Raw genomic sequence first — 18,930 nt, 5'->3', positions numbered from 1 at the left:
CATCGTGGAATTGACGCCCCCTCTTCCTCAGAGTGCCATCCTGAAGCGCCGCTCGATTAGTTCGACGTGCCGGGGCCAGACTGTTAGGCCCCGGATTTCGCGAGTCTTCCTATGATTCCCTGAGCTCTTAGGTTCGACTCAATATTCGAAGGCACTTCCTCGGACTTTGCCCATCGATCTGCCCACGCGACTTCAAAATCAGACTTGCAGATGTGTTCTACAAGTTTGGGGAGTGGAACGATTTCATCGACCACCCCGGATATCGGCGCCGGGGGTCCCCCGCGTAACCCCAGTAACTCAGGCACCCTCTCGTAAGCCCTCAATGCCATTGCACGGCTAGTGCCGGCGGCGGCATGTTGATCGTTTTCCCAACATTTGAGCGCACTTCTGGCGAGCACACTTGCCGCAAGCGCGGTCACCTCGACGGCCGCGTCGCGTTCGAGTTTGCGCGTATGGTAAGCCGCAAGCTTTAAAAGGGCGGTGCCACAGGACTTGTGATCCCCGGCAAGAAAATACGCTTCGGCGCTATTCGTGAGCATTCGAACCATTGGAAATTCCTCGTCGCACCTCCGCGCGAAAATGCGGTCCGTCACCGTCATTAAGGTGAACGCCAGCGCTTCTAGCACCACCTTCTCCGCACTGAATTCCGCAATCGGTTTGCGATCGATGCATCGATCTATCAGATCACTCCAGACATGACACGTCTCGGTATCCGGGGTCTGTGCGTCAAAATGCACAAGCTTCGCGGAGACAATTTCCAACAGGCTGTGACCTCGCTCCTCCGGGTCCGAGAGCAGTTTCTGTATCTCATGCGTCGTCAATGCGCCCTCCCCGGTCCCTAACGAGGTGCGTCCGAGAGGAATACGCAACCCCATATTCGGGAAGCGAACGACAATCTGTCCACGATCGTCAGTGTATGCACGAGCAAATATCGCCGCTCTAAACTCTGCAGACAACGCGCCAATCAGCGTTGCGGAATCCTGGTCGAGGAGATGAAGCTGGTTGCGCTTCGCTAGAAATTCGTAGCCCCGATCAAACGAGGCCACGTGGCAGCGCGCTACGGCACGCGAGACTTCGTCCTTTTTTTCCTCGGACAGGCCGCAAATCACAGGGTCCAAGAGTTCCGTGGAATCGAAGTTCCGAACGAAGTCGTCGATCACATCATCCGCAGAACAGTTGCCATCGTTGAACCGCCGATCAAAGTCTTTCAGTTGATCGATGGCATTATCGCGAGGACTTTGGTGTGGAGGGGCCGATACCGTGAGGTTATGTTCAGAAATATTTGGCATACAGGTCGTCTCGTCGAAGTCTCGGACCCACCAGTCTGCGCCGGAGCATCGGGCGCTCACTTCCAGATTTCACCGCGCTCGCAATCATCGGGGGGGAAACACTATCGGGAAGTCGAAACCTCGACACCGAAGACGGGGCGACATGCTGGAATTGCCGCCCGCTCTTGCGCAACGTGACACCCTGAGGCGCAGCTCGGTTAGTTCGATGGGCGGGGGCCAGACGGTTGGACCCTCAATTGCCCCAGCCTTTTCATGATTGCCCGAGTTCTTGCGTCCTCAACTTGCGAACGCATTTCCTCGGTCTTTGCTCGTCGATCTGCCCACGCGGCCTCAAATTCAGTCCGACTGATGTGTTCGACAAGCGTGGGGAGCGGCACGGTTTCATCAACCGCTTCGGATATCGGCGCCGGAGGCACGCTATGGATACCCCGGAACACCCCTTCCTGGGCATAGGCGCTCATTGCCATTCCATAGCTAACGACGGCCTCGGCAAATCGACCGTCTTCCCAACGTTGAAGCGCATTTCTGGCGAGCACGCTTGCCGCAAGCGTGGCCGCGCTTGCGCCAAGCGAGGCCACGCCTACGTCTGCACCGTATTCCAGTTTGTCCATATAAGAAGCCGTGAGCTTGAATAGGGCTGCGCCACAGGCCCCAAGATCACCGGCAAGAAAATACGCTTCGGCGCAATGGGTGAGCAGCCGAACCATTGGAAATTCCTCGTCGCCCCCCCGTGCGTCAACACGGTCCGTCAGCTCCTTTAAAGTGGACGCCAGCGCTTCTAGCACCGCCTTTTCCTCACTGAACTCCGCAATCGGTTTGCCATCGATGCATCGATCTATCAGATCACTCCAGACATGGCACGTCTCCGTATCCGGGGTCTGTGCGTCAAATTGCATAAGCTTCCCGGAGAATAATTCCAAACGGCAGTGAAATCGCTCCCCCGGGTCCGTGAGAAGTTTCTGTATCTCATGCGTCGTCAATGCACCCTCCCCGGTCCCTAGCGAAGAGCGTCCGAGCGGAATACACAACCCGATATCCGGGAAGGGAACGACAATCTGACCACGATCACCAATGTATGCGTCGGCCAACATCGCCGCTCTGAGTTCTGCGGGCAACGCGCCAAACAGCGTTGCCGAATCGTAGTCGACGAGATGAAGCGGGTTGCATTTCGCAAGAAAATCGCGGCCGCGACCAAACGAGGCCACGTGGTAGCGCGCTGCGGCACGCAAGACGTCCTCCTTTTTTTCGTCGGACAGACCGCGAAGCAATGGGCCCAACAGTTCCGTGGAATCGAAGATCCGTATGAAGTCCTTGATCTCCTCGTCCGCAGGACGGATGCCTTCGTCGAGCCCATAAGTGAAGTCTTTCAGTCGAGCGATGGCGCTATCGCGAGGACTTCGGTCCGGAGCGGCCGGCACGGTGAAGTTATGACCAGGCGTTTCGGAAATATTTGGCATACAGGTCGTCTCGTCAGAGTCGGAGAATGATGCTTGCGAATCCGCTTTATTCGCCTTCCGCTGGGATTGATGGACGTGTTGGCGACGGCGGAACGCTCGATTGCATTGGCGGAATACGAGGCTTACGCGCAGCCCACAACTTTTCAAATCCGGATTGAGAGATATTCGGACCGAGCATAAGAGGCGGCGGATATCCTTCCTGCTCAGGAGGTACGGTGGCCCTCGCCCCACCGACGGCGGGCGCCAACGCCCTTCCGGTCACATAGGCCGCGTATGCCAATTGTCTGCACTCCTCTGCATCGTCATATCGCCCGACGTTCCATAGGTCGAGTGCAGCACCGGCAAGGACATCTGCCGCAATCTTGTTCGCCGATGCCGCGTTACGAAAATCGCGTCTTCGTTGGTGGCCATGCCCCATTTCGATCAAGCTTTCCGCGCAGGATTTGGGATCGTCGGCATGAAAATACGCTATCGCGCTATTGGTAAGCATGCGTGGTATTGGAAATTCGTGATGAAGCCCGCGCTCCGATACCCGGCTCGCCAGTGCCCTAAGTGCGGAGGCCAACATGCCCAGCACCGTCGGGTCATTGCTGAACTGATTGATCGGCTTGCCGTCGACGCATCGCTGAATCAAGTCGTACCAGACATGGCACGCCTCGTTGTCCGGGTACTCGGCATTGACACGCCCGAGCCCAGCGGAGAATTTCTCCAGTAGCGACTCCAACTGCCCGTCCTGATACATCAGCAGTTGCTTGACCTCGTCCGTCGTCAATGCCCCTGCTCCGGTACCTAACAAGGTGCGTCCGAGCGGAACGCGCAACCCGATGTCCGGGAACGTGAGGACGATCTGCCCGTAATCACCGATGCGTGCGCTGGTGATCATCGCCTCTTTGATCGGTGCGGGAAGCGCACCGATCAGCTCCACAGCATCCTGGTCAACCTGGTCGAGCAGCTTCCGGCGCTCAAGAAAATCGCGGCCTGGCCCGAACGTCGCCACGTGACACCGCGCCGCACGACACAATATTCGCTTCTTCTCTGTGTCGGACAGACAGCTGAGCACCATATCCCGCAGTCCCATGTGCGAAAAGTGGCTCATGAAATCGTCGATGGCACTGTCTGAGGGCACTTGACCGACGTCGAACTTACAGGTGAAGTCCGTCAACCGATCTATTCGGAGTTCGCTGAGACTTTGGTTCGGATAGTTTTGGACCGGAAAGTTTAGGCTGGGGGCGGCAGAGATTTCTCGCATGAACGTCGTCTCACAGGAGGCTTGGAGCCACCAAGTCTGCGCCGGAGCGTCAGACGTTCTCTTTCAGTTTTCGCCGCGCTGGGGGTCATCACATTCCCATCCTCTGCGCGGCGAATCCGTCATGAAGGCGAGTGAGAGCTTGAGCGCTGGTTTACGGTATCGCTATCGGTTTCCGAGCCATTTACCGGTTCGTTCGGGACGGCGTGCACCTGCGCGACGGTCGAGCGGGAAGCGCCGCTGTTCACCGCCGCATTCTCGCGATGAGCCGCCGCCTTCTCATAGGCATCCTGTGCTAGCACCAGGTATTCGTTCCCTTCGGCCGACTTCCCCTGCGCCATCAATTGTTCAGCTATCTGATAGAACCTTCCCCCTGCATGCATATACGCGCTGCTCGCGCGTTGATCTCCGGCTTGCTCGTGGTAGCACGCGATATCGATCCATCCTAATGCGACGTTCATCCCGTCCTGCGCGTGATCGAATGCCTCCAGGCTGTCGACAAGCATCTTGAAAAGCGGAAGGTCGCTGGTGTACGAACATCCGGATATCCGGCTTCCCAACGCTCGCAAGGCCATTCCAAGTGTTCTCAATTCGGCGGGATCTGCGCTGAATTCTCTGATCGGCTTCCCCCCCATACAGCGCTGGATGCAGTCATACCATGCCGCCCAGACGTCGATGTCGGAATACGGCGTATGGGTGTGGCCCATCTCACTGGAAAATCGTTCCAAAAGCGATGGCGTCTGCTCATCGTGACCAAGGAGCAATGCTCTGGCCTCGTCGTACGACAGCGACCCCGGTTCGTCCCCGAAACACGGACGGCCCAGCGGAAGGTTCAGCGCTAGTTCAGGAAATGACAGGACGATCTGGAAACGAGGGCCAATACACGCGCGCCGCAGCATATGGTCCCGGGCATCGGACTGCAGTGCGCCCAGCAGCTTTTGGGAGGCATCGATGGCATGGCCCAACATTTGATCTCGCACCAGAAAATCCCGTCCGGCGCCATACGACGACACGTGACATTGCCCGGCCCAGATCAGAATGTCTGCCTTGTCCCCGCAGGTGAAGCAATTTCGTAGGGTATCGATCGGCCCAAGATTCGCGAACCGCGCCAGGAAGCCCCGAAACGCGACGTCATCGGGCGATCCGCCCCCTTCCAGACGGCGGTTGAAGTCGTCGAGCAACGCCATTCGGCGCTCGCTAAGATTGGAATCAGGGTAGCGCTGTACGGGGAAGTTGGCGCCGGTGAGGGGTGCGGTCGAAATCATGACTGTCGGGAAGACTGAGTGGGAGAACAATCAGTCTGCGTCCGAACGCACGATGCCACCTTTCATTTTTCGCCGTAGGGGTGCCATCTGTCTTTCATCACGGATCTGGTGAGCACAGATCCGCAGCACGTCCTTCGACAAGCCCGGCTAGGCAAGACAGGGCGATGATTCTAGACGAGTCGCTTGCAACGCACCTTTGAATTTCGAAATTTCCTCGTCCGACAGCACGCCGATGAAGACCATCGATGACGGCTGCACAGGCAGTTCCGGGCGCGCTCTGAATGTCGCCCGTGAACCCACGACATGCATTTCGCTCATGCCACCGGTCGACGACACGACGAATCCTTTCGCTCGCAACAACTTGCCGCGAAACATCAACAGTGCTGCCCGCAGGCGATTGCGATCCAACGCGCCGTCCGCCTTCCAGACGAAGCTTCGCAGACCACTCGGCAACGCGTGCCCCGATGCGCGCAGCGGCCTCGGGCTCAGCAAACCGGGCAAAACCAGCGCTTCATCGGGAAACAGAATCGCCGGAGGCACCACACCGTTATCCGCCGTCACGACGATCTGCGTCGCCCCGAGTTCGGTCAGCCGTTGCCGCACCACCTGCATCGCGTCAGGTGTGACGAGATCCGTCTTCGTCATGACGAGCGTGCTCGCCGCCATGATCTGCTTGCGGGCGATGTCGCCGACGTAGCGGTCGGCGAGTGTTTCCTCGATGCCGCACGCGTCGACTGCGACCACAATGCCGTGCAATCGAAACGCCTTGTCCAGCAACCCCACCTGCGCAATGCGCATGGGATCGGACACCCCGCTCGCTTCGATCACCAGCAGGTCGGGGCGCTGCGCCCGCTCACCGATGGCGATAAGCGTCTCCACGAGGCGCCCGCCGATGGTGCAGCACACGCAACCGTTTTCCAATCCGATGACGTCGTCGCTACGCTCCCGGATAAGCGAGGCATCGACGTTGACCGAGCCGAAGTCATTCACGAGCACCGTCACGCGCAAGCCGTCCGCGTTGCTCAGCAGCGCGTTGACGATTGTCGTCTTTCCAGCACCGAGATAGCCACCGAGAACGATCATCGGCACCGGTTGCCTTGCGACTTCGGCCTGCTCGCGCGCTTCGGGTGTCTGCACGGTCGTCATCGCGGCGCGCGGAAAATCTCGCCACCCAATACCGTGCCCCACACCGGCATCTGACGCAGTTCGTCTACCGGGACGTCGTAAGGATCGGCGTCGAGCACCGCGAAGTCCGCGTACTTGCCGACTTCGACGCTGCCGATCAGATGATCCATGCCCAGCGAGAACGCCGCGCCCAGCGTGATGGCGCGCAAGGCGTCGTCGACCGGCAAGCGCAACGACTCGCCGAGCACGCGGCCCGACGACGTCTCACGTTTGATGGCGCACCACGCGGTGAACAACGGATTGAGTTGCGTGATCGGCGCGTCGGAGTGCAGTGCAAACGGCAAGCCGATCTGCCGCGCGATCTCTGCCGCATCCATGCGATTGGCGCGATCCGGCCCCATCGTCTGCGTGTAGTGCGCGTCGCCCCAGTAGTAGACGTGATTCGCGAAGAAATTCACGCACATGCCGAGGCGCTGCGCGCGCGTGAGTTGTGCGACGTCGGCCATCTGGCAGTGCTGCAACGTGTGACGATGGTCGGTACGCGGATGCACTTCGAGCAGCTTCTCAATGGCGTCGAGCACGACTTCCGTGGCTTCGTCGCCATTCGTATGAATGTGCATTTGCAGTCCGGCCGCGTGGAACGGCAGGAATGTCTCGACGAGTTGCGACGGTGCGATCAGCCACAGTCCGTTGGGCTTGCCGTTGTGATAGCCCGGCCAGCGCAGACGCGCCGTGAACCCCTGAATCGAGCCGTCGACGATGAACTTTACCGGCCCGTAATGCAGCTTGTCCGTGTTGCCTTCGCGCGCATCGAGTACGCGTTGCGGCCCACCCTCAGGGCAACGTTGCGGTGCGAAAGCGGGCACGATGCGAATCGGATACTTCGCATCGGCCGTCGCCTCATGGAGATTCGCATTGCCGGTCGGCGTCAGATCGTTGACGAGATCGGTCGCCGTGGTCACACCCGCGAGTTGCGCGACCCGGCCGAAATTCCAGATCGCGCGCGGACTCTCGCTCGCGGCAATCGACAGCCCCTCGCCGATGACGCGATACACCGGAAACATCGCCGCGAATTCCTGCAACTCGCCGGTCGGCTCGCCGTCTTCACCGAGGACGATGCCTTCCACGTCCACGTCGCCATCGATGCCCGCGAGCTCGAGCATCGGCGTGTTCACGTTCATCAAATGGACGCTGGCATGCAGGATCGCGATGGGGCGGGTCATCGACACCGCATCGATATCGCGCGCGACCAGCGGCGCGCCTTCGAAGAAAATCGGATCGTAACCCCAGGCGAGCAACGGCTTGTGATCGTCCGTCATGCGTTGCTCGGCGTCGCGCAAGCGAGCCAGTACTTCGGACGGCGTCTTCAATCCCTCCCACAGATGACCGTCCGGGCCACGCCGGTCGTAGTAACCGACATAGACGGCGTCCCACATCGCGCCTTCCATCAGGTGGCAGTGCCCCTCGACCAGACCGGGCATCAGCACCTTGTCGCGCAGCGTGTCGATGGGCGCAGCATCCGTCCAGCGGCGCATGTCGTCGGCGTCGCCGACGGCGAGAATCCGGCCGTCGCACACAGCGACGTGGGTGGCCACAGGCTGCGCCGGATTCATCGTCACGATCTTGCGGGCGACATACACGCGAATGTCGTCGCGGCTCGCTGAGGTGTTGTCTCTTTCTGTCATCGTTACTTCTTATAGGGGGAAAGCGTGCCGACACCGGCGTCCATCGAACGTGCGGCGCGTTGGCCGCCGAGGAGCAGGTGTAGCACCGACATCACCACGACGTTGACGACCAGGCAAATCAGCCCGAGGTTGACCCCGCCGAGGTCCGGATTCTTGTAGTAGAGCACGAGCGCGAGACCCTGCCCCGCCAGCACACCGGCGGCGACGGCAGTGGCGCGCACGCGCATGCGGAACACCACAGCGATTACGCCCGGCAGGAACTGTGTCACGCCGTAATACGCCATATTGATGAGCGTGAGCATGAGGTTCGGCGTGAGCAACGTCAGCACAATGGAACCCAGCAGATACAGCACGATCACCACCTTCGAGCTGGCCTTCTGACGATGCTCCGGCATGCCCGAGAGGATGTTGCGCGTGACGATGGGGCCGAGCGCAAGGCAGATGCCTGCGAGCACGAGCAATCCCGAGAGCGCCGCCCCAGCCGCCACGAGGCCGACGAGCCACGACGGTAGCAATTGCGTCACAGCAGCGAAGAACGCTTCATTGGGCGAGGCAAGCTGGATGTTCTGGCTGATCGCGTAGTACGACGCCAGCACCAGGAACGGATACATCAGCATGTACAGCGGCATGGCGACCTGCGTACGCCGGATCGTGGACGCGCTCTTCGCGGTGAAGAAGTTCTGCACGCCAAAGGGCATCACGTACATGCCGAGCGACTGGAACACGATGGTCGTCATCGCGAAGGTGAGCTGCTGCGTGCTCATCGCGTTGCTCACGTGCTGGCTCGCGGCCTGAAACACGGGTGTAACTCCGGACTCCCACGCCACCGCGACCCCGGTGATCACGATGGCCGCGACCATTAGCACGTCTTTGAGCACCGCGATGTAGGCGGACGCCCGTACCCCGGCAATCGCGATGTAGACGAAGGCGAGCATGGCCGAGAAACTGATGAGCCACAGCGGCTGGAAATTCCATCCCAGTCCCTTGAGCGCCGCCACCAGTCCTGTGAACTGCAACTGTCCCCAAGGCAGCAGGAAGACGATGGCAGTGATCGCGACCACCAGTTCGAGAAAGCGATTCTGGAAGTGGCCCTTGAACAGGTCGGGCAGCGTGATCGCGTTGTAGCGCTTACCGGCGTCCCAGATTTTCGGGCCGAGGAAGTAACCGACGGGATAGGCCAGCAGAATGTAGCCGAGGAACCACACGCCGTAGGTCGGCCCCTTGGCGTAGATGCCGCCGGGAAATCCGACCATCGTCCCGATGCTGTAGATCTCACCGGCGGCGAGGAAGAATACGAGCCACGCGCCGAACTGGCGCGACGCGACGAAGAAGTCGTGCATGCTCTGCGGGCCGCGTCCGCCGCGCGCTCGCAATGCGAGATAGACCGACAACAGAATGAAGCCGGCAAAGATGAGGGTTGCCATCGACGCAATCTCCGGAATTCGGAACGTAAGCGGGATCGGGGTGCCGTGTGTACTGGCTCGCGTGAGCGCAGCACCGCATCAACGCGCGCAGAAGCGCGCCTGAGGTTCAGCGACTAAGGAAGGAATGGCGGATCCGCGCGTCACGCGGGGTCCTCGACGATATGGCGATCGAAAAGCGTCCAGCACAGCCACAGGCAGACGGACGTGAGCACGAACCACAAGAAGATCCAGCCGTAGATAAACGGCACGCCGAGCACATAGCGCTCGACGGAAGCTGCCCAGGGCAGCAGTCCTACAACCCCGAGATACGGCACCCCGAGGCCAATCAACAATCTGAGCATGTCCCATCTCCATTGCGCACGGCACATTGCGATGTGCCGTTACGGTCGCGCGGCGCGGACCTTTTGTCGGATTCAGTATCCCCAGCCAAAAATCGCGCCGTTTAGAGCCACATGCCAGAAAAGTTTGGTGCCAGAGAGGAATGACGAACACCTTCATCCAGCGATAGGCCAGCCCGCATTTTCTGGCGCCACACACTCGAAAAATGTGGAGCCAGTCAGGGACTTCCCTGACGAAGTCCAAGCCGTAGCGGTACGGCGATGCGCTGGCACCATCACAAGTCTCCGGTGGTACTAATCCCACGAAATTGTTCTTGGCAGTATTGGCTCATTCTCTTCAGGAGCCAAACGTGGGTACGATTGAATCCTTCGCGCTGGATCGTCGCTCCGCAGCGCCATACGATCCGCTTTACGATCCGCTAGTTTCGTCCAACCCCGGTCTGGGCATGGACTATGCGCCGACCTATTGGGTGGCCACCGCAGGCGAGCCGCCGGAAGACGACGGACCGCTCGCAGGCGATGCCGATGTCGACGTGGTCATCGTCGGCGCAGGCTTCACCGGCCTGTCCACCGCCCTGTTCCTCGCTCGCGAACACGGCATCCGGGCCACCGTGCTCGAAGCGAACCAGACGTGCTGGGGTTGCACCAGCCGTAACGGCGGTCAGGGACAAAACGCCAGCGGACGTCTCTATCGCTCGCAATGGATCGATCGCTGGGGCAAGGACACCGCGCTGCGCCTGGACGCCGAAATCCGCGAAGGCTTCAACACGTTCAAATCGCTCATCGCCGAAGTGCCCGAGTGCGACCCGCAACCGGGCGGCCATCTCTACATCGCCCACCGCGATCGCAAGATGGACTTCCTGCGCAACGAAGCCCGCGTCATGCGCGATGTCTTCGGCTACGACACACGCATCCTCTCGCGCGACGAAGTCCGCGAACAATACGTCGACGATCAGGAAAACTGCGGCGCACTGCACGAACCCGACGGTATCGGCGTGCACCCGCTCAAACTCGCCTTCGGCTATCTGCGCATGGCGCGTGCGCTCGGCGCGCGCGTGCATCCGTCGACACCGGTACTTGGTGTGGAGACGATCAACGGCGTGCATCACGTGCGCACGCCGCGCGGTGTCGTGCGCGCCAAGGCCGTCGCGTTCGCCACCGGCGGCTACACGCGTAACGACGTCACGAAAGCGCTGCGCTCGAAGATCATGCCGATCCTGTCGAACTCGCTCGTCACGCGCGTACTCACTCCGGACGAGATCGCCGCGACGAACTTCCGCACACACGAGGTCATCACCGACACGCGCACGCTGCGCTATTACTACCGCCTGCTGCCCGATAACCGGTTGCAGATCGGCAGCCGCAGCTCGATCACCGGGGCCGATGCGCAGAATCCGAAACATATGGCCGTGCTGGTCGAAGGCCTGCATCGCAAATTCCCCGCGCTCAAGGGTATTCAGATCGACTACTCGTGGTGGGGTTGGGTGGACGTGAGCCACGACATGATGCCGCGCGTCACGCAACCCGATCCGCGTCAGAACCTCTTCTATGCCGTGGGCTATGGCGGCAACGGCGTGTCGTTCTCCGCGCACGCCGGACGCCGCCTCGCCCAACGCATTGCCGGGCAGCGCGACCCGTCGTGGGATCTGCCGATCTACGACTCCGCGCTGCAATACCCGAACGTGTTCGGCACGGTGCAATGGCAAGGCTTCGCGCCATTCCGCCGCATCGGCCAGCGCTTTCTCTATCAGCGATATCACGCGCAGGATGAAGCCCGCTGATCTCGCTTACCTCACGATTTTTGGAATCTGCAATGACGACTCAGAACGACACCGCCGCTATCCAGTTGCTCACCACGTTCAATGACGCCTGGAATCGCCACGACATCGACGCACTCATGGCCTGCATGACCGACACGTGCGTGTTCCATGCCGTCGCGGGCCCCGACATGCTCGGGCGCACTTTCGAAGGGCGTGAAGCCGTGCGCGCCGCGTTCCAGTCCGCGTGGGAAAACTTCCCAGACGCGTCGTGGACGGAGGGCGTGCATTTCGTAGACGGCAATCGCGCCGTATCGGAATCGACATTCCGCGGGACGAAAGCCGATGGCTCGCGCGTCGAAGCGCGCATGGTCGACGTGTTCACCCTGCGCGACGGCAAGATCGAAGTGAAGAACGCGTTCCGCAAGGACCGCCCGGCGTTCTGATCACGCCCTGAGGAATGCCCGGATTGCCCGCCCCGCCTGACGGGGCGTTTTTTTCTGAACGACGGCGACAGGCCATCTTCGTCACGCAACACGCGCTTCATTTGTATTTTTCAATACAAAACGTACCAAATAATAAAAATACCAATTGACGACGGCGGTTTGATCCCCTAGATTTCGAAACAAGCAACTAAATCGGAATTATTTGTTCCGTTTATTTTTCACTGGAGACACCCCATGAACGCCAAAGATCCGGCTACGGCCACCCAGCAACTGACGGCTTCCGATGCCGGTCCGCAAACGATGACGCCCTCGGAAGCGTTCGTCGAAACGATGGTCGCCAACGGCGTGAGCGAGATGTTCGGCATCATGGGTTCGGCCTTCATGGACGCGATGGACATCTTCGCGCCGGCGGGTATCCGTCTGATTCCGGTGGTGCACGAGCAAGGCGCTGGCCACATGGCCGACGGTTACGCTCGCGTGTCGGGCCGTCATGGTGTCGTGATCGGCCAGAACGGCCCCGGCATCAGCAACTGCGTGACGGCCATCGCCGCCGCTTACTGGGCGCACAGCCCGGTCGTGATCGTCACGCCCGAAGCGGGCACGATGGGTATCGGCCTGGGCGGCTTCCAGGAAGCGAAGCAACTGCCGATGTTCCAGGAATTCACGAAGTATCAGGGTCACGTGACGCACCCGGCGCGTATGGCCGAATTCACCGGCCGCTGCTTCGACCGCGCCATGGCCGAAATGGGCCCGACGCAACTCAACATCCCCCGTGACTACTTCTACGGCCAGATCAAGGCCGAGATTCCGCGTCCGCAACGTCTCGATCGCGGCGCAGGCGGCGACGAGCGTCTGAACGAAGCGGCCGAGCTGCTCGCGCAAGCCAAGTTCCCGGTCATCATCTCGGGCGGCGGTGTGGTCATGGCCGACGCCGTCGAAGAGTGCAAGGCACTGGCTGAGCGCCTTGGCGCACCGGTCGTCAACAGCTACCTGCACAACGACTCGTTCCCGGCCAACCATCCGCTGTGGTGCGGCCCGCTCGGCTATCAGGGCTCCAAGGCGGCCATGAAGCTGCTCGCGCAAGCCGACGTCGTCGTCGCGCTCGGCTCGCGCCTCGGACCGTTCGGCACGCTGCCGCAGCACGGTCTGGACTACTGGCCGAAGAACGCCAAGATCATTCAGATCGACGCCGACCACAAGATGCTCGGCCTCGTGAAGAAGATCTCGGTCGGTATCTGCGGCGATGCGAAGGCTGCGGCCGTCGCCCTGTCGCAACGTCTGGCCGAGCGCACGCTCGCCTGCGACGCCACGCGTGACGCCCGCGCCGACCAGATCGCCACGGAAAAGGCAGCCTGGGAGAAGGAACTCGACGACTGGACCCACGAGCGCGATCAGTACAGCCTCGACATGATCGAAGAGCAGAAGAACGAAAAGACGTTCAACGGCGGCGAGTATCTGCACCCGCGTCAGGTGCTGCGCGAACTCGAAAAGGCGATGCCGGAAGACGTCATGGTCTCGACCGACATCGGCAACATCAACTCGGTGGCCAACAGCTACCTGCGCTTTAACAAGCCGCGCAGCTTCTTCGCCGCCATGAGCTGGGGCAACTGCGGCTACGCCTTCCCGACGATCATCGGCGCGAAGGTGGCCGCACCGCACCGCCCGGCCGTGTCGTACGCTGGCGACGGCGCGTGGGGCATGAGCCTGATGGAAACGCTCACGTGCGTGCGTCACAACATTCCGGTCACGGCCGTGGTCTTCCACAACCGCCAATGGGGTGCCGAGAAGAAGAACCAGGTCGACTTCTACAACCGCCGCTTCGTCGCCGGTGAACTGGATAGCCCGAGCTTTGCCAACATCGCCCGTGCGATGGGCGCAGAAGGCATCGTGGTCGATCGTCTGGAAGACGTCGGCCCGGCGCTCAAGAAGGCCATCGACATGCAGATGAACCACGGCAAGACGACCATCATCGAAATCATGTGCACGCGCGAACTGGGCGATCCGTTCCGTCGCGACGCGCTCTCGAAGCCGGTGCGCATGCTCGACAAGTACAAGGACTACGTCTGACGCGGTAGCGGTTCTTCGTGTGACAGCGCTCCCGGCTCTGTGGGTGCCGGGGGCGCTTTTTTTATTTCTTCGACATCATGAAAGCCATCAACCGCATTATCGATACCGCGCGCCGTGCCCCGATGCGCATCGTGCTGTGCGAGGCGGACGACGCGCGCGTGCTCGAAGCCGCCGCGCGCGCCACGCGTGAGGGCATTGCACGCATCGTGCTCGTCGGCGACATCGCCCGGACGCAGCGCGCCGCCAGCGAGGCACGCATCGATCTCGCCGGGATGGAACTGATCGATCCGGCGACGTCAGACATGACCGAGGCCTTCTCGCACATTTGGTACGGCATCCGCTCGAAGAAGGGAATGACGCGCGAGCAGGCGCTTGAGGAAATGCGTACGCCGTTGGGCTTCGCCAACATGATGGTGCGCCTCGGCCACGCCGACGGCTCCGTCGCGGGTGCGGTGAACACCACGGCCGACGTGGTCCGCATGGCGATTCAGATCATCGGCGTGCAGCCGTCGTTCAAACTCGTGTCGAGCTTCTTCCTGATGATGCTCTGCGAGCCGTTCCACACGATGAAGGGCGGGCTGATCTTCTCGGACTGTGCGCTCGTCGTCGATCCCGATGCAGAACAACTGGCGCAAATTGCACTCGCTGCGGCCGATAGCGCCGCGGCGTTGCTCATGGAGCCGCCGCGTGTCGCCATGCTGTCGTTCTCCACCAGCGGCAGCGCCAAGCATGCGGCCGTCGACAAGGTGGTAGAGGCGACACGTCTCGTCAAGGAAGCACGGCCGCAACTGGCCATCGACGGCGACGTCCAGCTCGACGCCGCCATCGTCTCCGAAATCGCCCAGCGCAAAGTCGTGCACTCGCAGATCGAAGGGCACGCCAACACGCTGATTTTCCCAAGTCTGGATGCGGGCAACATCGGCTACAAGCTGGCGGAACGCATCGGCGGTGCCAAGGCCATCGGCCCGCTGTTGCAAGGCTTGAACCGCCCCGCGAACGACTTGTCGCGCGGGTGCAGCGCCGACGATATCTACTACGTGATCGGCGTGACATGCGTGCAAGCGCAAGCCGCGCGGGCCAAGCTGACCGGTGTGTCGCCGCTCGCTATTGGTGCATGAGCGCGTATGAGCGCGTATGAGTGTGTATGAGCGGACATAAGCGGGTATGACCGGGCACGTCATGCTGACCGGGCTGCTGGCCCATCTTCCGTTGATGATGTTGCTGGGCTTCGCCACGTACTTCCAGACCGTGACGGGGTTCGGGCTGGGGATGATCGTACTGGGCGGGGCCAGTGGCTTCGGACTGGCGCCCGTGGCCGACGTCGCCATCCTCGTGAGTCTGGTGACGCTCGTGAACAGCGCGCTCGCATTACCCGGCACGTTGCATCTCGTCGACTGGCGGGCTGTGCGGGCGGCAACGCTCGGCATCATCCCGTCGGTCGTGGTCGGCGTGCTGTTGTTCGATTATCTGAACGGCACGGCCTCCAATGTGCTGCATCTGTTGCTGGGCGCGGTCGTGCTGTATGGCGGCATCGGCTCGGCACTGCGTCCCGCGCCGAAGACCGAGCGCTCCGCAGATACGGGCTTCTTTCTGAGCGGCATCTTCGGCGGTTTGTTAAGCGGGATGTTCGGTATCTCCGGGCCGCCGCTGATTTTCTACTTCTATCGCCAGCCGCTCACACTGGTCCAGATTCGCTGCGCGTTGATTCTGCTCTTCGCTGTGACTGCGACGATCCGCACGACCTATAGCGCCTTCGCAGGGCAGTTACCCGCATCGATGTGGTGGCAAGCGGCGTTCGCGTTTCCCGTCGTCACGTTCGCCACACTGTTCGCACGACGCCATCCCCCGCCGCTGTCAGGCGTCACCACACGCCGTCTCGCATTCATGACGCTGATCCTGCTCGGCGTACATCTGATGGTGAGCGCAGTGATGGAGGTGGTCTGACGGCGGTGCGTCCGGATTTTGGGGGGCCACGTTAGTCGCCGGATCGACGTCCACCGCTGCCGATCCAATCGACCAGCTTCGCCAGCATCGTCATGTCGGGCGACGACGTGAGATCGAGCGCAAGCGAATTCCGGTAATACGGGCTGAGATCGAGGCCAACGCCAAGGCCCAACACTTCCACGTCGCCACGCGCCTGCTGCTGCGCCACGACTTCACGCAGGTGATGGTCGAGATAGTGCTCGTCGTTGACCTGATTGGTGGCGGCGTCCATCGGGCTGCCGTCGGAGATCACGATCAGCAGACGTCGATTGACGCTGCGCGAACGCAGACGTTCACACGCCCATTCGACCGCCTCGCCATCCACGCCCTCGCGGAACAGGTCGGCCTTGTACAGCGACGCGATGTCGGTCCGTGCGCGTCGCCAACTGGTGACAGCATCCTTGAAGATGAGGTGTGAAACCTCGTTGAGACGACCGGGAAAGCGCGGTTTGCCACGCGCGAGCCAGTCGGTGCGGGCGCGTCCGCCATTCCACGCACCGGTGGTAAAGCCCAGAATTTCGTTGGTGACGCCCGCCGCGTCAAGCGCGCGGGAGAGGACGTCCACAATCATCGCGACGGCGTCGACCTGCGCCTTCATCGACCCTGAGCAATCGATGAGAAAACTCACCATCGATTCGGCAATGAGCGTGTGCTTTTCCAGCCGGAACAGACGCCGCTCGGCGGGCGAACTGACGAGTTGCGCAAGCCGTCGTCCGTCGATACGGCCCTGCTCTTCGCCGAACGACCAGCCGTCGCGTTGCGGCACGGCGAGCGCCGTCTTGAGGGCGCGCGCCAGCCTCGGCACATTGATCGCCTGAGCAACGATGCGCTCGTCGAGCCGTTCGCGGAACTCGGTCAGCAACGCGCGGCGCACGAGGGTGCCCGCGTACAGCTCTCGATCGTAGCGATTCGTGAACACGCGATAGCCTTGCTCGGACGCCGCCAGCACACGGCTGTCGCCCGAGTGCGCGAGCGTGATGCCTTCGTCTTCCTGCTCGTCGAAATCGAGAAACAGCGAGAACGCATTGCGCACGCCCTTCTCGTCTTCCTCGTCCTTCGCGTCGTCTTCCTCATACTCACCGCCCGCCGCACGGATCAGGCCCGCGATGTCAGCGGCCAGTTCCAACGCGTAAGCCGCGTACGCCGCCTGGTCGGTGCGCGTTCGACGCATCCCGGCGAGCGCGCCGCCAATGCGTGGCGCGATGGCCATACGCGTGGCCTCTATCAGCCCTTCCGTGTCTTCGATGACCGGATAGCCGGTCAGTCGCGACCAGCTCATCTGTGCCACCGTGTACAGCAACAACCCCACGTGACTGTCCGCGACGCCCGTCGCATGCATTGCGCGCGACCACGCTTCGAAGCGCTCGCGCAGATTGCTGGCGATGCCGGGCATACCGGCGGGAATGAACGTCTCGCAGCGCAGTTGTTCCAGCAGTTCGAAGAGCAGCCGCTCCAACGGCGCATCCGGTTGCAGACGGCGATGCAATGCCGCGTCGCTGTGACGCAGCCGAAGCGCCGCGCCGTCCGCCGCACCGCGCAACGTTGTCAGTGGGTCCGCTGGCGGCGGCAACGTTTGCAGATGCGGCGCATGCAACGGCAACGGTCGCATATTCCGGCACAGGCGCGCCCCGCTGTAGTGCAACGCGGCGTCGCCGGTCAGCGCGCGTACGGTGGCGGCGCACAACGCCTCGCCGCGTGCGGCGCGTCGTGCCGCCTCGCGCTCTGAGATAGTCATGAGGCATCGGCCAGCAGCGAGCGGCCGCCGTCCGTCGACGGCAATTCGCGGCCAAACGCGCGCTGGTAATACTCGGCTACCACGGCGCGCTCCGCTTCGTCGCACTTGTTCAGGAACGTGAGACGGAACGCGAGACCGGCGTCGCGGAAGATGCCCACGTTTTCCGCCCAGTTGATCACGGTGCGTGGCGACATGAGCGTGGACAGATCGCCCGTTGCAAAACCCTTTCGCGTGAGTTCCGCCACGCTGACCATCGATTCGATCAGTGCACGGCCAGCGTCGTTATCCAGTTCCGGCACGCGTGCGAGAACGATGCCTGCTTCGTCTTCACGCGAGAGATAGTTGAGCGTCGCGACCACATTCCAGCGGTCGATCTGCGCGTGATTCAGCACCTGCGTGCCGTGGTAGAGACCGTTGAGATTGCCGAGACCGACGGTGTTGGTCGTCGCGAACATGCGAAAGCCGGGATGCGGATGGATCACACGGTTCTGGTCGAGCAGCGTGAACTTGCCGTCGCGCTCCAGAATGCGCTGAATGACGAACATGACGTCGGGACGTCCCGCGTCGTACTCGTCGAAGATCAGCGCGACGGGGCGTTGCAGCGCCCACGGCACGATGCCTTCCTGAAACTCGGTGATCTGATGGCCATCGCGCACGACGATGGCGTCCTTGCCGACCAGATCGAGGCGGCTGATGTGGCCGTCGAGGTTCACGCGCACGCACGGCCAGTTCAGCCGCGCCGCCACCTGTTCGATGTGCGTGGACTTGCCCGTGCCGTGCATGCCCTGCACCATCACGCGCCGGTTGTTCATGAAGCCCGCCAGAATCGCCAGCGTGACGTCCGGATTGAAGCGGTACGCCGTATCGATCTCGGGCACGTGATCGTCGCGCTCGCTGAACGCCGGTACCTGAAGATCGGTATCGATGCCGAATACGGTGCGGGCATCGACCATGCGATCCGGCTGTTGGGTTGCGATCTCCATCACGACGTCTCCAAAGGGCAAGGCAATACAAAAGCAATACGCCCCATCGAGATGCGGGGCAGTTTCAGCGCATCATAGCGTTAACCATTTTTAGATACAATTCGTTCCGAATAATTAAAACACTGATTGA

At 61.5% G+C, this 18,930-nt stretch carries 15 protein-coding genes; 5 read left to right on the top strand and 10 right to left on the bottom strand.

What is annotated here, in order from left to right:
• Window positions 1-83: 83 nt before the first annotated feature.
• From NTU39_RS04305 to NTU39_RS04270, 8 genes are all read right to left on the bottom strand, one after another.
• Window positions 84-1,289 (bottom strand): hypothetical protein, encoded by a 1,206-nt coding sequence (locus tag NTU39_RS04305; RefSeq protein ID WP_257959292.1) that lies wholly within the window; start codon window positions 1,287-1,289, stop codon window positions 84-86.
• A gap of 197 nt (window positions 1,290-1,486) precedes the next feature.
• Window positions 1,487-2,746, bottom strand: coding sequence for a hypothetical protein (locus tag NTU39_RS04300; RefSeq protein WP_257959290.1), 1,260 nt, complete (start codon window positions 2,744-2,746; stop codon window positions 1,487-1,489).
• A gap of 46 nt (window positions 2,747-2,792) precedes the next feature.
• Window positions 2,793-3,995, bottom strand: coding sequence for a hypothetical protein (locus tag NTU39_RS04295; RefSeq protein WP_257959288.1), 1,203 nt, complete (start codon window positions 3,993-3,995; stop codon window positions 2,793-2,795).
• Window positions 3,996-4,114: 119 nt separating this feature from the next.
• On the bottom strand, window positions 4,115-5,257 hold the full coding sequence (locus NTU39_RS04290; protein WP_257959287.1) for a hypothetical protein: 1,143 nt from the start codon (window positions 5,255-5,257) through the stop codon (window positions 4,115-4,117).
• Window positions 5,258-5,404: 147 nt separating this feature from the next.
• The gene (locus NTU39_RS04285; protein ID WP_257959286.1) at window positions 5,405-6,403 is read right to left on the bottom strand and encodes a CobW family GTP-binding protein; all 999 of its coding nucleotides are present in this window, start codon (window positions 6,401-6,403) and stop codon (window positions 5,405-5,407) included.
• On the bottom strand, window positions 6,400-8,067 hold the full coding sequence (locus NTU39_RS04280; RefSeq protein ID WP_257959285.1) for an amidohydrolase: 1,668 nt from the start codon (window positions 8,065-8,067) through the stop codon (window positions 6,400-6,402). The genes NTU39_RS04285 and NTU39_RS04280 overlap by 4 nt, the downstream gene beginning before the upstream one ends.
• Window positions 8,068-8,069: 2 nt before the next feature.
• Window positions 8,070-9,491, bottom strand: coding sequence for a sodium:solute symporter family protein (locus NTU39_RS04275; RefSeq protein WP_257959284.1), 1,422 nt, complete (start codon window positions 9,489-9,491; stop codon window positions 8,070-8,072).
• Window positions 9,492-9,631: 140 nt separating this feature from the next.
• Entirely contained in the window at window positions 9,632-9,832 is a 201-nt protein-coding gene (locus NTU39_RS04270; RefSeq protein WP_150661262.1) for a DUF3311 domain-containing protein, read from the bottom strand.
• A gap of 347 nt (window positions 9,833-10,179) precedes the next feature.
• Between NTU39_RS04270 and NTU39_RS04265 the strand changes: the two genes are divergently transcribed.
• From NTU39_RS04265 to NTU39_RS04245, 5 genes are all read left to right on the top strand, one after another.
• On the top strand, window positions 10,180-11,610 hold the full coding sequence (locus NTU39_RS04265; protein ID WP_174984912.1) for an NAD(P)/FAD-dependent oxidoreductase: 1,431 nt from the start codon (window positions 10,180-10,182) through the stop codon (window positions 11,608-11,610).
• Window positions 11,611-11,642: 32 nt separating this feature from the next.
• The gene (locus NTU39_RS04260; RefSeq protein WP_150665493.1) at window positions 11,643-12,032 is read left to right on the top strand and encodes a nuclear transport factor 2 family protein; all 390 of its coding nucleotides are present in this window, start codon (window positions 11,643-11,645) and stop codon (window positions 12,030-12,032) included.
• 234 nt (window positions 12,033-12,266) lie between these two features.
• Window positions 12,267-14,099: a sulfoacetaldehyde acetyltransferase gene (gene xsc, locus NTU39_RS04255; RefSeq protein WP_174984909.1), complete on the top strand. Its 1,833-nt coding sequence runs from the start codon at window positions 12,267-12,269 to the stop codon at window positions 14,097-14,099.
• A 77-nt stretch (window positions 14,100-14,176) separates the two neighbouring features.
• The gene (pta, locus tag NTU39_RS04250; RefSeq protein ID WP_150665492.1) at window positions 14,177-15,217 is read left to right on the top strand and encodes a phosphate acetyltransferase; all 1,041 of its coding nucleotides are present in this window, start codon (window positions 14,177-14,179) and stop codon (window positions 15,215-15,217) included.
• A 46-nt stretch (window positions 15,218-15,263) separates the two neighbouring features.
• A complete protein-coding gene (locus tag NTU39_RS04245) occupies window positions 15,264-16,043 on the top strand; it encodes a sulfite exporter TauE/SafE family protein (protein ID WP_246184666.1) in 780 nt (259 codons plus the stop codon).
• A 31-nt stretch (window positions 16,044-16,074) separates the two neighbouring features.
• Here NTU39_RS04245 and NTU39_RS04240 read toward each other — a convergent pair whose 3' ends face one another.
• Both NTU39_RS04240 and NTU39_RS04235 read right to left on the bottom strand, forming a co-directional pair.
• Window positions 16,075-17,817, bottom strand: coding sequence for a cobaltochelatase CobT-related protein (locus NTU39_RS04240; RefSeq protein ID WP_257959283.1), 1,743 nt, complete (start codon window positions 17,815-17,817; stop codon window positions 16,075-16,077).
• A complete protein-coding gene (locus NTU39_RS04235) occupies window positions 17,814-18,800 on the bottom strand; it encodes an AAA family ATPase (RefSeq protein WP_150665490.1) in 987 nt (328 codons plus the stop codon). Before NTU39_RS04235 ends, NTU39_RS04240 begins: the two co-directional genes overlap by 4 nt.
• Window positions 18,801-18,930: the final 130 nt, after the last annotated feature.

Source organism: Pandoraea commovens (assembly GCF_024704525.1).
GTDB lineage: Bacteria > Pseudomonadota > Gammaproteobacteria > Burkholderiales > Burkholderiaceae > Pandoraea > Pandoraea commovens.
This window is presented reverse-complemented; position numbering and strand designations above follow the sequence as displayed.